This is a genomic window from Bacteroidota bacterium, from assembly GCA_020402865.1.
GTDB lineage: Bacteria > Bacteroidota > Bacteroidia > Palsa-965 > Palsa-965.
Genome location: JADBYT010000043.1, coordinates 50,549 through 65,496, shown reverse-complemented (window position 1 = coordinate 65,496; position 14,948 = coordinate 50,549). Strand labels below are relative to the sequence as shown.

The window sequence follows — 14,948 nt, the reverse complement described above, 5'->3', positions numbered from 1 at the left end:
GGATGTGTGCCTCGCGGGCTCGGTATGGGGATGTGTGCTGCGCTCGCTGTGAGGGATGTGTGCCTCGCGGGCTCGGTATGGGGATGTGTGCTGCGCTCGCTGTGAGGGATGTGTGCCACGTGGGCTCGGTATGGGGATGTGTGCTGCGCTCGCTGTAGGGGATGTGTGCCACGTGGGCTCGGTATGGGGATGTGTGCTGCGCTGGCTGTGGGGGATGTGCGCCTCGCGGGCTCGGTATGGGGATGTGTGCTGCGCTCGTTGTGGGAGATGTGTGCCTCGCGGGCTCGGTATGGGGATGTGTGCTGCGCTCGCTGTGGGGGCTATGTGGTCCAGTATTCCCAGGCTTTTTCGGCCTGGAGTTTGAGCATGTCGAGGCCGTTCATGGCGGTGGCGCCGTGCTGGCGGCCGAGCTGCATGAAGCGGGTTTCGGCGGGGTTGTAGATGAGGTCGTAGAGGAGATGCGCCGGAGTGAGTTTTTCGTAGGGCAGGGCGGGTGCGGCTTCGGTGTTGGGGTGCATGCCCAGCGGTGTGGTATTTACAATGAGTTTGCAGGCAGCCAGCACGTACTCATTCACTTCTGAGGTGTGCAGTACCGTGCGGTCACTGCGTGTTTTGCCGCTTGACGATACGAAAATTGTTTCTACGCCGATTTGCCGGAGCACATAGTCAACCGCCGCCGCCGCACCGCCGGTGCCAAGTATCAGGGCCCGCTCGTGTGCCGATGTGAGAAAGGGTTTGAGCGATTGCCGGAAGCCATACACATCGGTATTGGTGCCGTTCAGCGCAAATGCACCGTGTTTCCCGCTTTGTGTACGATTTATGAGTACGGTGTTTACAGCGCCCACCGCCTGCGCCACTTCATCGGCACTGTCGAGCAGTGGCAGGATGCTTTGCTTGTATGGAATGGTCACATTGAAACCACAAAGCGCAGGTTCGCTGGCAAGCAGCTGCGGCAACTGTGCAATGTGTTCGAGCGGGAAAAGCTGGTAGGAAGTATCCGTTATGCCTTCACGCTCAAATTTACCGGCAAAATAGTGCGGCGAAAACGAATGGGTGAGCGGGAAACCGATAAGGCCGAACTTGCGCATCAGGCCGCCTTACTTTTATTCATGCGGTGGCGGATATAGCCATAAACCATCGGCAACACCGAGATCAGGATAATGCCAATTACCACCATCTCAAAATGCTTTTGTATCCACTCGTTTTTGCCGAGGAAGAAACCGGCCAGCGACATCGAGCTGATCCATAAAATGCCGCCACCAATATCAAACGGCAGGAATTTACGCTTGTAATCCATCTTACCCACACCCGCCACAAACGGCGTAAACGTGCGCACGATTGGTACAAAACGCGCCATAATAATGGCCTTTGTACCATATTTTTCAAAAAACTCGTGCGTTTTATCAATATATTGCTGCTTTACCAGATTGCGGCCGAAAAGCTTCAGCCCGGTTACCCGGCTGCCGATGAAACGTCCTATAGCATAGTTTGTATTGTCGCCTAAAATGGCAGCTACAGAAAGCAGCAGTATCAATACCCATATATTCATTGTCGCATTCGGATCATCGGCGGTACGTGCACAAATGGCGCCAGCCGCAAAAAGCAGCGAATCACCCGGCAGAAAAGGCATTATCACCAGTCCGGTTTCCACAAAAATGATGAGAAACAGAATGGCATAAATGGCTGTACCGTACTCATTCACCCAGCCATTCAGGTGATCGTTTATGTGGAGAAGAATATCGAGAAACTCTTTCATGCGAGATGTATTGCGGGATTCAATTGACGGGGCAAAAATAACAATCTCCCTGTTCGCTTCAACTCAACATTGCGAGACAGGGAGATTATATTGGCGAAACAGGGCAGTACTGACACCTGAATCGGAAAAAACTATTTACTGATCAGTACTGAGGTACGGAGGGATCAATTTCGCGTCCCCAGGCCAGAATACCGCCTTTAAGGTTGTACAAATTGGTAAAGCCGTGCTGGGTTTCAAGCGCATTTACCACTGAGGCTGAACGTGCACCACTGCGGCAGTGAATAATCACGGGCTTGTCTTTGGCAATTTCATCCACGTGCGCCAGAATGGTGCCCATCGGAATCAGTTCGCCGCCAATAGTGGCAACGTCGGCTTCGTGTTGTTCGCGTACGTCAATAAGCTGGTGCGCTTCGTTGTTGTCGCGCATGCGTTTCAGTTCCTGAACGGTTACTTCTTTCATTGTAGTGTGTTTCTTGTAGTATATATAGGTGTTAATTAGGGAGTCTGTTGCATTTCTTTGGGGAGAAACTGGAAGAAGGTATCGCCACGCAGACCGATGCGAAGGGTTTCGAGCGGAATAACTTCTTCAGGGGCAATGTTACCGAGGTTTACATTGGCTCCGAAGAGTTTGATAAACCATACCTGCTGTGATTTTTGCGGGGCTTCCCAAATGATATTCTCGGGTTTTACTTTAGCGATAATCTTGTTTACCAGCAGCGTATGCGCCGAACCATTGCGGTGATAAATGCCCACGTTGCCGCTTTCGCGGGCTTCGGCAATTACTTTCCAGCTTCCGGCCTGAAGTTCTTTCTGCATCATCGAGGTCCACTTGTTGGGATGAATGATAATGCCTTCTTCTTTTGACCCTACTTCGGAAACCACTGTGAAGTTTTTGGCCAGTTTCTGGATGTATTCACACTTTTCGTCGTGCGCCATTTCCATCGACCCGTCAGACACTTCGGCCATATCGAGACCAAGATCGTCGCAAAGTTTCTGGTACTGATCAAAGAGGCCGCGCACAATAAAGGCTTCAAACAATGTACCGCCCACATACACTTTAATGCCTGCGTTGCGGTAGAGCTTAATTTTTTCCTTCACATTGCGTGTCACCAGCGAAGTGCCAAAGCCCAGCTTAATCATGTCGATATAATCAACACTGGTATCAATGAGCATTTCGGCCTGTTTAAGCCCGAGGCCTTTGTCCATTACCATTGTGGTGCCAGACTGGCGGGGGCGCTGTGGACGTTCGGGGAGATGAGGTAGCTGAAAATTCATCAGGTAGTCTTGGTTCGGAATAAAGTGTGTCGGCATCAAAAATAGACAAAAAGGTGCGTTACCTTACCTAAAGTTGCTGGTAACGGTCACCTGTTTGTCTATTTATTTGATGATCAATGGATAGTTTACGGGCGGTGCGCCTCGATAAAGTCAATCAGTCCGGGATTGTTGCGGAGTTGCGGCATAAAATCGAACAGGATGTCGTGCTTGCTGAAATCGAGTTCGAGACCGCGCTGCAAATTGCCAAAAGCTTCCTGTCTGAAGCCGTTTGCCAGCAGGCATGCAGAGAACCGGTAGTAAAGCTCGGCATCATCGGGGTGATATTTAATGCCTTCGGCCAGTGTTTCGAGTGCGCCGGTAAAGTCTTGTTGTTCGTGCTGCACCTGTGAGTAATCGGCCCAGATACCCGGATCATCAGGCTCCAGTTCAAGTACTTTCCGGTAGGCTGATTCGGCTTCTTCAAAAAAGCCGAGTTTACGCTGAAAATCGCCGTAGGTGTGGAGGAACATGGTATTGTCGGGCTCCAGTTCGAGGGCTTTTTTGATATAATGAATACCCTCGCTGAGCCGGTTTTGCTGGTCGAGCACAATGCCCATGCCCAGCCAGGCATCACTAAGGCCGCTGTCGAGACGGATGGCTTTATTGTAGTTGATCAGCGCCAGCTCAGGCTGGTTCATGTGTTCGTAAAGTTCGCCGATGTGCAGATACACATTGGCTTGCGGCTCATCCGTATCCAGCACCGATTTGTAGGTGTCGATAGCCTCCTGATGGCGCCCCAGCTGAGCCAGTGCATTGGCCTTGTTGAAAAGGGCAGGAGGGAAGTCGGCACGTATGAGCAGGGCATAATCGAACGCATCTAACGCTTCAGTAAACTTTTCGGCCCGGCTCAGGCTCACTCCAAGACAAAACCAGGCGGTAGCGTTATAGGGGTGGGCATCCACGCACTGCTGAAATACCTGCAGCGACTCTTCGCGGTCATCGAGTACTTCGTAGCAGAGGCTGAGTTCGTTGAGCGCGCTTTCGAAATCGGGACGTTCTTCAACCGCACGGCGAAGCAATGGGGTGGCTTCGGTATGCCGGTTCTGATTAATTAATTCGCAGGCGATGTAATAGTTTACCTCATAAATCGGAATGTCGTGTTTACCAGCCGTTTCAAAACTCTCAATGGCTTTGTCGGATAGTCCCATCTGGCTGTAAATGGTGCCGCGGGTCATGTGAATATCGCCAAAGAAAGGTTCAATACGTTCGGCTTCCTGAAGAAGCTGAAGGGCAATGCGGTTTTCGTTGAGGTGAATATGAATCTGCGCCTGAATGACCAGAAAAACGGGAGAAAACGGGTGTCGGTTACGGGCCATTGCGGCCACATCAAGCGCCCGGCGAAGACGGCCTGCGCGCATGTAATAATCTGCAATATCCTCAAACTCCTCTTCTTCAAAAAAAACCGGAGTATCGTTTTTCAGCATTGTTTCAAAACGACCCACCAATTCTGATATATGGTTTTGCTCGCTTTTCATAGAACTGATAGTATGGGTATAATCAAAGATACGATGTACTAATGCCTTTTGGTATGCAAAGTTATCACCAAAATCCGTTTTTTTGTGGTTAATATGTTATTTCATTCTTCTTGCGGCATCCGGAAAGGAGGTTCTATCTTTGCAGTCCCTGTTTAATTTTAGTAAGCGTGTCATTAATTAAATCAATTTCTGGTATTCGGGGCACAATTGGCGGCCGCCCCGGCGAAGGGCTCAGTCCGGTTGATGTGGTAAAGTTTACCGCCGCTTATGGTACCTGGCTCCGCCGTCAGCATGCTGACCCCAAGCAAAGTCTTAAAGTAGTTGTGGGCCGCGATGCCCGTATTTCCGGCCCTATGGTGAGCCGCCTGGTGTGCGGAACCCTTTCCGGGCTTGGCATACATGTGGTGGATATCGGCCTTTCCACTACTCCTACCGTAGAAATGGCCGTGCCCTGGGAAAATGCAGCCGGCGGCATTATTATTACCGCCAGCCACAATCCTAAACAGTGGAATGCGCTTAAACTGCTCAACCACAAAGGCGAATTCATTTCTGCCGCAGATGGGGAGCTGGTGCTTGCCATTGCCGATGCAGACGATTTCAGCTTTGCCGAAGTAAACCACCTTGGTCAACTTACTGAGGCCGGCGGTTTTATTGAAAAACACATCGAAGCCATTCTGGCACTGCCGCTGGTGGATGTGGAAGCCATCAAAAAACGTAATTTCAAGATAGCGGTTGATGCCGTTAATTCCACCGGCGGAATTGCCGTTCCCCAGCTGCTCCGGGCGCTTGGCGTAGCACAAATCACCGAACTGTACTGTGATCCCACCGGCGAATTCCCCCACAATCCTGAACCCCTGCCCGAAAACCTGCGCGATATTGCCAAGACGGTAAAGAAAAACAATGCTGACCTCGGCCTGGTGGTTGATCCTGATGTGGACCGGCTGGCCATTGTGTGCGAAGACGGAGAAATGTTTGGCGAAGAATACACGCTGGTGGCCGTGGCCGATTACGTATTGAATAACCAAAAGGGAAACACCGTTTCAAACCTTTCCTCCACACGCGCCCTGCGCGATGTAACCGAAAAAGCAGGTGGAAAATACCACGCTTCGGCTGTGGGTGAGGTAAATGTGGTGGAGCTGATGAAGGAATGCAATGCCGTAATTGGCGGCGAAGGAAACGGCGGGGTAATTTACCCCGAACTCCACTACGGACGCGATGCGCTGGCCGGAATTGCCCTTTTCCTTTCGCATCTTGCCAAATTTGGCAACACATGCTCCATGCTTCGCGCCAAATACCCTGACTATCACATCTCTAAAAATAAAATCGAACTCACCAACGAAATTAACGTCGATCAGATTCTCGAAGGCATCCGCGCGAAATACAGCAAACAGCCTGTGAATACGGTTGACGGTGTAAAAATTGAGTTCGATAAAGAATGGGTGCATCTGCGCCGTTCCAATACTGAACCCATCATCCGCATTTACTCTGAAAGTGAGTCGGAAACCACGGCCGATAATCTGGCAAAAAAAATAATGCAGGATATTCGCGACCTAATTAAAGTGCAACAGCTGTGAGGTAAGGTTCCGATTGAACTTACTGAAAACTCCCGTGGTTTGTTGTATAGGGTTAAAAAAAGCACAGAAAAAGATAAAAACGGCAGCATTAAAGGACGTTTTGCTGCCGTTATTTGTACCCCTGCTTAAAAGTTGGGCGATTCCCCGTTCATCTCAAGCTGGTGAACTTAGGAATGGATGAAATTGCTTATTTGTAAAATAGCATCCCCTGACTAACCGTAAATACTCGTTACCTTTGCAACTATGAAGGTTTATCTCGACAATGCAGCCACCACACCTCTTGATCCGGAGGTTATGGATGCAATGATTCCCGTAATGAAAGATCATTTTGGCAACCCTTCGTCCATACATTCATGGGGGCGCCAAACCCGTTCGGCCATTGAGCAGGCACGCAAAAGCATTGCGCGCAGCCTTAATGTATCGCCTTCGGAAATCTTCTTTACTTCAGGTGGTACGGAGGCCGACAACATGGCCATTCGTTGTTCGATTGAAGACCTCAAGCTAACCCACGCCATTACGTCGCCCATTGAGCACCATGCCGTGCTGCATACACTGGAAGCAATGGCCGACAGTGGCCGTATCAAGCTCAGTCTGGTAAAACTCCTTCCGGGCGGCCATATTGATCTTGAGCATCTCGACGAGCTGCTTGCTTCAAACCCGCGTTCACTCGTGTCGCTCATGCATGCCAACAACGAGATTGGTAATCTGCTCAATATCAAAAAGGTATCTGAGCTTTGCAAGAAGTACGACGCCATTTTCCATTCCGATACGGTTCAGACCATTGGCCATTACAATCTCGACCTTAAATCGCTGCATATTCATTTTGTGAATGGTGCGGCGCATAAGTTTCATGGTCCCAAAGGCGTTGGCTTCATTTATATCAATTCCGAAGTAAACATTTCGCCATTGATTCATGGCGGTGCGCAGGAACGCAACATGCGGGGCGGCACCGAAAATGTGTACGGCATTGTAGGACTTGCCAAAGCCCTAGAAATCAGCCTTCGCGATCTTGATGCACACCAGAAGCACATTCAGGGAATTAAAGATTACATGATTGCCCAGCTCGAGAAAAACCTGCCGGGCGTAGTGTTTAATGGCGATGCCAAAGGCTCTTCGCTTTACACGGTACTTAATGTGTGCCTGCCGCCTACCGACAACGCCGAAATGCTGGTTTTCAACCTCGACATTAACGGAATTGCTGCTTCTGCCGGCAGCGCCTGCTCATCGGGCAGCAACGTAGGGTCGCATGTGCTTCTCGCCATCGGAACCGACATGAGCCGTCCTTCGGCGCGTTTTTCATTCAGCAAATACACTACGCGCGAGGAAATAGACTACACCGTAAGCAAACTCTGCGAAATGTATCCGGTGACAACCAAGGCGGTACGTTAATTAGCCCGGCGCGGAATTGTTTTTTTACGCAAAGGCTTGGCGCTGTTTTCAGGAAATCTTACTTTTGCTGCCTGTCTGTAAAAAGCAGGCAGCTTTTAGCCTTCTTAGCTCAGCTGGTAGAGCAGCTGATTCGTAATCAGCAGGTCGCGGGTTCAAGTCCCGTGGAAGGCTCCGGAAAGCGATAAATCCACCACGGTTTATCGCTTTTTTTATACATTTATGAGCAAAAGAAAGAGCTCATAAATAACATAATTTCAGTAAATTATAAATTTTACTTGCAGTTAAAGTATAGACTTGGCACTGCTGATCTCTCTAAGCTCCCCAACCTTTAAATCACCCAACTCCAGTGCCCCGATTTTGCACCGCACCAGCCGTAAGGTCGGAAATCCAACGGCCGCCGTCATCCGCCGCACCTGCCGGTTTTTGCCTTCGGTGAGTGTAAGCTCAATCCATGAATCGGGCACCGTGAGGCGCATGCGGATGGGCGGATTGCGGGGCGGGAGCGAAGGCGGTTCGATTTTTCGGGCCTGCGCCGGCCGGGTGCGGAACGTTTTGCCATTTATCCGCAATTCAACTCCCGCACACAGTTTTTGCAAGGCCTCTTCAGTAACAATTCCCTCAACCTGAGCCCAATACGTGCGCGGATGGCCGTTTTCAGGATCAAGCAGACGCTGGTTCAGGCGTTTATCGTTGGTAAGCAACAATAAACCTTCACTATCCAGGTCGAGCCGGCCAACCGGGTACACATCCGGAGGTAAACTCAGAACAGTTCCCAAACCGGGATTTTGCCCTTCGTTTGAAAATTGCGACAAAATGCCATACGGTTTATGAAAAATATAGTACTGAAGCGGCATGGTTGTAAAGGTAACAAATGCATATTTTAGTAAACGATGGGATACACAAAGCTGGATGTGCTATACAAGATCCAAATTGAATTTCCGCATGAAGTAAAATGCTGTAAAATAGCTGTTTTTCAGATTTATAAAGATCAGCTGTGTAGTCAGATTTGTGAACGATTTAATTTATTTACCAGTCTGGGCAAGCATCAACAAGCACACGTGCTTTCTGAAATCCTGATTAAACTAAATTCTTTTTCACCAATTGTATTTGTGGCAAATGCTAATCCGGTTAATCTGGATTTATCCGGTTACGTTTTTTATGTGTCGGCTGATTTAAATGAGTTGGTTTTCGAGTCGTGGAAGCCAGAGCAGCACTATATTGATTGGATTCAGCAAACAAGTACAAACAGCCCCGGACTTAGTTAATCATCATGTCGTCAATTTGGATTAACAGATTCAATTTGCCTATAATTAATATTATGTTAAATTGTAAATTACTGATAAAGTACATTTTATGCGAATTTCAAATGGCTGCCTACGAATACAAATTCTTCCCGGACGAATATACATCCTCCCCCTTCTCAGAACACAAGGCTTATACCTTCATCCATGTAATTCAGTATTCAATAATGTTACCCTAAAACAAAATGTACTTATGAAAACAAAAAAACAAGTAGTCATAGCACTCATGCTGGCAGTTTCCGCTACACTGTCGGCTCAGTTTAATCAGTTCAGATTTTACTATGCCAACGTGCCTCAAACACCAGCGGCTACCATTACGGCCAGTTCAATTACCATCCCTTACAAACTTCAGGTTACAAACCAGAATGTGCAGTCGCCTATGATTGCTTCCGGAGGTATTATTGGCGTTCATGTGTTTTTGACCAATGCCAACGGAAATTATCATGTGGGTGAATTCCACCATGCCTACAACTATAATTTCTCGACCTATGGTTTCACTCCTGCGGGTTATCCGTCAACACTTTCATACATTCCTGCGAATACGGCTACATTCCCCAACTCGTATGGAACTACCACCCAAACGGCAACCATTCCCATTAGTACGGCCTGCATTCCCAATGGTACCTACACCGTAAGGCTTGAAATTAACCATATCGGTTTATCCTGTGAAGTGCCCGACGGGGCTACTCCGGTTTCCTTTATTGTGAACGGCTCAACCAGCAATCCTGCAGCAGTTGCTTTTCCTTCAAATCAGTACGATGTGTATGCAGGTAAATTCGGTGGCGGCAACCTGGGAAGTGTAACAATTTCGGGCAGTTCATCAACTTTTGCACCAACCGCAAGCACCACACTCGGTTCATGCACGGCTTTTGGTTCGGTTACTGTAACTGCTGCCGGCGGTACAGCACCGTATGTACTTCAGTACCGAAAGGTTACTTCAAACAACAACCTGGGAGCCATCACTACAGTTAACGCATCAACCTCACCCATAACCGTTAACGGTATTTCCCCGGGCAATTATGACTTTTACCTTACCGATGCCAACGGTTGCAAATGGTATAAGCAGGTTGTTATGGCCGCATCTCCGGCCCCAGCAATCACCATTACACCTGGTGCTCAAACTCTTTCAGTTGGCACGTGTGTAGGCTTTAACGCCACAGCAAGTTCAGGTACAGGTTACACGTATGACTGGAAGAGATCACACGCCACAGAATCGCCCAATACGGTAGCTACTACTGCTTACACCTGCCAGACACTTCCACTGCCCGGTGGATCAACCCGCTATCGTCCTGTAAATTATCAGGTTACAATGACAAATGCCTATTGCAGCGGTTCGGCTACACGCACCATGCAGGTGGATAGCTGGTATATAAACACCTCAGGCAATGGTTGTTGCGCACCCGCTTCGCGCGCGGGCGAATTTGGCCAAAATGAGCAGACAGCTGCAACTGTGAGCGTTTTCCCAAATCCTGCTTCCAACCTGCTAAATGTGACTTTTGACCCTGCCGGACATACAAACATCATTGTTGAAATTATGGATGTAAACGGCAAAGTGGTTCAAAGCCAAGTGGTAACCGACGGCATAAACAAGGCCGAGCTTGATGTTAGCAGCCTGGCTAAAGGTATTTATGTGGTACGCGTAATCAGTACCGAAGGCCTGCTCGACAGCCAGTCGTTTGTTCGCGAATAATTGTATTAACTTACTGAATTACACAAAAAAGTAAAGCCGGGAAAAATTATCCCGGCTTTACTTTTTTGTATTGTGAACGGCTTACTTGCCGCCCATCGCTTTAATCTCGTCGCTGATGGCTTTGTATTTATCATTATCGCCCATCTGGCCGTAGCATGCTTTCAGTGCTTTCAGTGTGTTAAGGTCTTTGGGATTCAGCTCCTTGGCTTTTTCAAGATACTTGGCAGCTTCGGGCAGCGGCTTTTCCCACATGGTGTTGTACTTGGCGGCGTCTTTCAGGTTCGATGTTGAACGTGTATAGTATTCAACCGACTGGTTGTAGTACAGCACGCCGAGGTTGTAATAAGCATCCGTAAGTTTGGGATCAATTTCGATGGCTTTTTTGTAATGCAGGGCCGCATTATCAATCAGTTCTTCGTAATTGGCGGGTTTCGGGAGCGATTTTCCTTCGGCATCTGTGGGATTTGCCATACGGTCGTACACGTTACCCACCACAAACTCAAGCTGAGCATCATTCGGGCGTTGCTTTACGAGGGTATTGAGCTGGTCAATGGCTTCGGCTGATTTGCCGGCCTGCATCTTGATGTTTACACTTTCGGTAAGCAGATCAGGATCTTGCGGATAAATCTTCAGACCTTCTTCAATGGTACGTTTGTAAGCAGTACTGTCTTTCTGCTCAAGGTAAACGCGGCCAAGCATCATCCAGGTATTGCCTTTGCCATATTTTACGTCGGCCAGCTTTTTGTAATAGTTGGCGGCTTCGGTGTACATTTTGGCATTGTAGGCAGATACGGCTGCATTACTCATCATGTTTGAGTCCACCTTATTCATGGCGGCACCCACATTCACCGCACGGTCGAATGCCGGATAGGCATCGGTATAGTTCTTCTGGCCGTACATGGCAATTCCGTAATTCTGCACACGGAAATTGCAATCGCTCAGCCCCTTCATAATTCCGTCGGTATTGGCCTTTTTCACGTCCAGTTTATTAGCCTTGAGGTAAGCGTCGGTAGCAGTATTCAGGTTGGCTACCGGAGTTGTCACATAGGCCATCGACTGTTTTTTACCATTATCGGACACATCTTTAATGCCGGCAAGTGCGGTATTGTACTCACGCTGATAAAGGGCAAGATACACATCGCCCACATATACCCAGGTAGCCGCATCGTCTTTGGTATCAGGGTGTACGCTGGCCTCATCAATATTTTGCTTGGCCTTGTTCAGGTAATCCGGGTCGTTGCTGCGGCGATATTCGTTCATGGCACTCCAGGCTGATGTACGCTTGGATTTCTGAGCCATGAGCGGAAGCCCGGCGCCCATTACTACTGCAACTGTTAGAAGAACGATCTTTTTCATATCGGTTCGTATCGTTTGTTTTGAAATTGCTTTCTGTGTTGTTCCCTTTGGTCTCGGCAAGCTCAACCGCCGGGCTTTGTTATTTTCCTCTGGTTTCAATACCCGTATTGCTGCGGGAATCGATCCATAAGTGTTCAATTATTGTTCGTCGCCTTCCTTTTCAACATCCGTGCCATTTTCCTCGTCGGTTTCCGGCTCGGCTTCATCAGCGTCGTCAGGTACATCAGCCATGGAAGTGTCCACGGTACCGTCAACCTGTGCGTGTTCTTCTTCCGGATCGCTTTCTACCACGGTCACCGCTGCAATATCATCATCGCCCTGCAGGTTGATGAGTCGGACGCCCTGTGTGGCGCGGCCCATTACACGTAAATCGGCAACTGAAAGGCGAATCAAAATGCCGTTTGTGGTAATAATCATCAGGTCGTTTTCGTCGGTTACGGCTTTGATAGCCACCAGATTACCGGTTTTTTCGGTTATGTTGATGGTTTTCACGCCTTTACCGCCACGACTGGTGATGCGATAGATAGCCTCGCCGCTTTCATCATCAACCGACGAACGCTTGCCGTAGCCTTTTTCCGACACCACGAGGATTTGCGGACGATTTTCGCGCGGAATGGCAATCATGCCTACCACTTCGTTGGTATCATTCACCAGATTCATGGCACGTACCCCCGAAGCATTACGCCCCATAGCGCGGAACTTAATTACCTTCTCCCCGTCTTTTTCAACCGACTGCTGGAAGCGAACCACGCGACCTTGCTTTGAGGCTACCATGATCTGGTCCTCGTCGGTTACCAGAATGGCTTCGAGCAGCATATCGCCATCGCGCACCGTAATGGCGTTTATACCGTTGGCACGCGGACGGGAATACGCCTCAAGGCGGGTTTTCTTGATGATACCTTTTCGGGTAACCATCACAATGGAGGTGTTATTAATGTATTCGGCGTCGCTCAGTGTTTTCACATTAATGTAAGCGCGCACTTTGTCGCCCGGAGGCAGGTTAATCATATTCTGAATGGCGCGGCCTTTTGAGGTTTTGTCGCCCTCCGGCACTTCGTAGGCGCGCATCCAGTAGCAACGTCCCTGTTCAGTGAAGAACAGCAGGTAGTTGTGTGTGGTGGCGGTAAAGAGGTGTTCTACATAATCCTCATCACGCTTACCGGATCCGCGCGAACCGCGTCCGCCACGGTTTTGTGCGCGGTACTCGCTCAGCAGCGTGCGCTTGATGTAGCCGAGGCGCGAAATGGTAATTACCACATCCTCATCGGCAATCAGGTCTTCAATGCGTTGCTCGTCGGCAGCGTAAATAATATTGGTGCGGCGCTCATCGCCGTATTTGTCTTTTACCTCATTCAATTCATCCTTAATAATCTGCATACGCATGCCCTCGTCGTTGAGGATATTATTAAGGTGTGTAATGAGGCGCATAAGTTCTTCGTACTCCTCGCGGATCTTCTCGCGTTCCATGCCGGTAAGCACGCGCAAGCGGAGTTCGAGGATAGCCCCGGCCTGAATTTCACTCAGTCCAAAACGGCTCATCAACTCCTGTTTGGCATCGTTCGGAGTTGATGATTCGCGGATAATGCGGATCACCTCATCCAGATTGTCGAGTGCAATGAGGTAGCCGGCCAGAATGTGAGCACGTTTCTCGGCTTGTTCAAGTTCGTATTTGGTGCGGCGCACCACCACTTCGTGACGGAATTCCACAAAATGGCGGATCAGGTCGCGGAGATTGAGCATTTCCGGACGGCCGTTTACCAGTGCAATGTTGTTTACACTGAACGAGGTTTGCAGCGCCGTGTATTTGTAGAGATTGTTGAGGACAACATTCGCAACTGCATCACGCTTAAGCTCATATACAATGCGCATACCGTCGCGGTCACTCTCATCGCGGATGTCGCTTATGCCCTCAAGCTTCTTCTCATTAATCAGATCGGCGGTGGCTTTAATCATCTGCCACTTGTTGATCTGATAGGGGATTTCGTTCACAATAATGCGCTCGCGCCCGCTGTCAACCGTTTCAATATTGGCTTTGGCGCGAATCACCACGCGGCCCCGGCCGGTTTCAAACGCTTCTTTCACGCCTGAGTAGCCGTAAATGGTACCGCCGGTGGGGAAATCGGGCGCTTTTACAAACTTCATCAGGCCTTCCACGTCAATCTGCCGGTTGTCGATGTAGGCAATGGTAGCATCCACCACTTCCGTAAGGTTATGGGGCGGCATATTGGTGGCCATACCCACGGCAATACCGGCGGCGCCGTTTACCAGCAGGTTCGGAATGCGCGAAGGCATTACGGTAGGCTCTTCCAGCGAATCGTCGAAGTTGGGGCGGAAATCAACCGTATTTTTGTCGATATCAGCAATTACTTCTTCAGCTATTTTGCGAAGACGGGCTTCGGTATAACGCATAGCGGCCGGCGGATCACCGTCAACCGAACCAAAATTCCCCTGGCCGTCCACAAGCGGATAGCGCAAGCTCCATTCCTGCGCCATACGCACCATGGTGTCATACACAGAACCATCGCCGTGAGGGTGATATTTACCCAGCACCTCACCCACAATACGGGCCGATTTTTTGTACGGACGGTTTGAAAGTACGCCCAGCTCAAGCATACCGTAAAGCACACGGCGGTGAACCGGTTTAAGACCGTCGCGTACATCGGGCAGTGCGCGCGATACAATTACGGACATCGAATAGTCGATGTACGCGGTCTTCATTTCATCTTCAATGTTGATCGGAATAATTTTTTCGCCTTCAGCCATAGTATGTGTTGGTTGTGCTGCAGTGATTACATGGATTTAACCACCGGTTTACACAGCTCATTTTTAAGGTGCCCGAAATTACTCAAAATACCCCAAACGGCGTGCAGGAAAAAGTGCGACTTATGAACACTTCCGGTGCTTTGGGGGTATTGTTTAAACTGTTGGTTATCAATACTTTTTAAAACGAAATTGTGTATTTGGTTTTCGTTATTCACTATTCAAACTCACCTGCCATCCGGCAGGGCGATTTACTGACAGAACGTCACCCCTGCCCTTTTTCCACAAAAACACTTCAAATGCCCTGTTTTCAGCCGTTTGGGGGCTTGCCGG

Annotated in this window: 12 protein-coding genes and 1 tRNA gene; 5 read left to right on the top strand and 8 right to left on the bottom strand. The window is 49.3% G+C overall.

Annotation, left to right across the window (positions count from 1 at the left end; translation table 11 throughout):
• Positions 1–320: 320 nt before the first annotated feature.
• The 5 genes from IM638_20105 to IM638_20085 form a co-directional block, all read right to left on the bottom strand.
• Positions 321–1,088, bottom strand: a complete 768-nt coding sequence (locus IM638_20105; GenBank protein ID MCA6365346.1) for a shikimate dehydrogenase — start codon at positions 1,086–1,088, stop codon at positions 321–323.
• Positions 1,088–1,756: a VTT domain-containing protein gene (locus IM638_20100; GenBank protein MCA6365345.1), complete on the bottom strand. Its 669-nt coding sequence runs from the start codon at positions 1,754–1,756 to the stop codon at positions 1,088–1,090. Before IM638_20100 ends, IM638_20105 begins: the two co-directional genes overlap by 1 nt.
• A gap of 142 nt (positions 1,757–1,898) precedes the next feature.
• Positions 1,899–2,216: a rhodanese-like domain-containing protein gene (locus IM638_20095; GenBank protein ID MCA6365344.1), complete on the bottom strand. Its 318-nt coding sequence runs from the start codon at positions 2,214–2,216 to the stop codon at positions 1,899–1,901.
• A 35-nt stretch (positions 2,217–2,251) separates the two neighbouring features.
• Positions 2,252–3,031, bottom strand: coding sequence for a phosphosulfolactate synthase (locus tag IM638_20090; GenBank protein MCA6365343.1), 780 nt, complete (start codon positions 3,029–3,031; stop codon positions 2,252–2,254).
• Positions 3,032–3,156: 125 nt separating this feature from the next.
• Entirely contained in the window at positions 3,157–4,545 is a 1,389-nt protein-coding gene (locus IM638_20085; protein ID MCA6365342.1) for a tetratricopeptide repeat protein, read from the bottom strand.
• 167 nt (positions 4,546–4,712) lie between these two features.
• Between IM638_20085 and glmM the strand changes: the two genes are divergently transcribed.
• From glmM to IM638_20070, 3 genes are all read left to right on the top strand, one after another.
• Positions 4,713–6,119, top strand: a complete 1,407-nt coding sequence (gene glmM, locus IM638_20080; protein ID MCA6365341.1) for a phosphoglucosamine mutase — start codon at positions 4,713–4,715, stop codon at positions 6,117–6,119.
• Positions 6,120–6,362: 243 nt separating this feature from the next.
• The gene (locus IM638_20075) at positions 6,363–7,508 is read left to right on the top strand and encodes a cysteine desulfurase (GenBank protein MCA6365340.1); all 1,146 of its coding nucleotides are present in this window, start codon (positions 6,363–6,365) and stop codon (positions 7,506–7,508) included.
• Positions 7,509–7,606: 98 nt separating this feature from the next.
• Positions 7,607–7,679: transfer RNA gene (locus IM638_20070), tRNA-Thr, on the top strand.
• A 110-nt stretch (positions 7,680–7,789) separates the two neighbouring features.
• Here IM638_20070 and IM638_20065 read toward each other — a convergent pair.
• Complete coding sequence (locus IM638_20065) at positions 7,790–8,362, bottom strand: pseudouridine synthase (protein MCA6365339.1); 573 nt, start codon at positions 8,360–8,362, stop codon at positions 7,790–7,792.
• A gap of 36 nt (positions 8,363–8,398) precedes the next feature.
• Here IM638_20065 and IM638_20060 point away from each other — a divergent pair, with 36 nt between their 5' ends.
• Together IM638_20060 and IM638_20055 are read left to right on the top strand one after the other, a co-directional pair.
• Positions 8,399–8,773, top strand: a complete 375-nt coding sequence (locus IM638_20060; GenBank protein MCA6365338.1) for a hypothetical protein — start codon at positions 8,399–8,401, stop codon at positions 8,771–8,773.
• A 229-nt stretch (positions 8,774–9,002) separates the two neighbouring features.
• The gene (locus IM638_20055; GenBank protein MCA6365337.1) at positions 9,003–10,499 is read left to right on the top strand and encodes a T9SS type A sorting domain-containing protein; all 1,497 of its coding nucleotides are present in this window, start codon (positions 9,003–9,005) and stop codon (positions 10,497–10,499) included.
• A gap of 81 nt (positions 10,500–10,580) precedes the next feature.
• On the opposite strand, the gene IM638_20050 is transcribed toward IM638_20055, so the two are convergent.
• On the bottom strand, positions 10,581–11,855 hold the full coding sequence (locus IM638_20050) for a tetratricopeptide repeat protein (protein ID MCA6365336.1): 1,275 nt from the start codon (positions 11,853–11,855) through the stop codon (positions 10,581–10,583).
• 138 nt (positions 11,856–11,993) lie between these two features.
• Positions 11,994–14,618, bottom strand: a complete 2,625-nt coding sequence (gyrA, locus tag IM638_20045) for a DNA gyrase subunit A (protein ID MCA6365335.1) — start codon at positions 14,616–14,618, stop codon at positions 11,994–11,996.
• Positions 14,619–14,948: the final 330 nt, after the last annotated feature.

What these genes read in the sequence shown, in the direction of transcription:
- gyrA (MCA6365335.1), bottom strand. Translation starts at nt 14,618, where the DNA reads ATGGCTGAAGGCGAAAAAATTATTCCGATCAACATTGAAGATGAAATG.
- IM638_20090 (MCA6365343.1), bottom strand. Translation starts at nt 3,031, where the DNA reads ATGAATTTTCAGCTACCTCATCTCCCCGAACGTCCACAGCGCCCCCGC.
- IM638_20055 (MCA6365337.1), top strand. Translation starts at nt 9,003, where the DNA reads ATGAAAACAAAAAAACAAGTAGTCATAGCACTCATGCTGGCAGTTTCC.
- IM638_20085 (MCA6365342.1), bottom strand. Translation starts at nt 4,545, where the DNA reads ATGAAAAGCGAGCAAAACCATATATCAGAATTGGTGGGTCGTTTTGAA.
- IM638_20050 (MCA6365336.1), bottom strand. Translation starts at nt 11,855, where the DNA reads ATGAAAAAGATCGTTCTTCTAACAGTTGCAGTAGTAATGGGCGCCGGG.
- IM638_20075 (MCA6365340.1), top strand. Translation starts at nt 6,363, where the DNA reads ATGAAGGTTTATCTCGACAATGCAGCCACCACACCTCTTGATCCGGAG.
- IM638_20065 (MCA6365339.1), bottom strand. Translation starts at nt 8,362, where the DNA reads ATGCCGCTTCAGTACTATATTTTTCATAAACCGTATGGCATTTTGTCG.
- IM638_20105 (MCA6365346.1), bottom strand. Translation starts at nt 1,088, where the DNA reads ATGCGCAAGTTCGGCCTTATCGGTTTCCCGCTCACCCATTCGTTTTCG.
- IM638_20100 (MCA6365345.1), bottom strand. Translation starts at nt 1,756, where the DNA reads ATGAAAGAGTTTCTCGATATTCTTCTCCACATAAACGATCACCTGAAT.
- IM638_20060 (MCA6365338.1), top strand. Translation starts at nt 8,399, where the DNA reads ATGGGATACACAAAGCTGGATGTGCTATACAAGATCCAAATTGAATTT.
- IM638_20095 (MCA6365344.1), bottom strand. Translation starts at nt 2,216, where the DNA reads ATGAAAGAAGTAACCGTTCAGGAACTGAAACGCATGCGCGACAACAAC.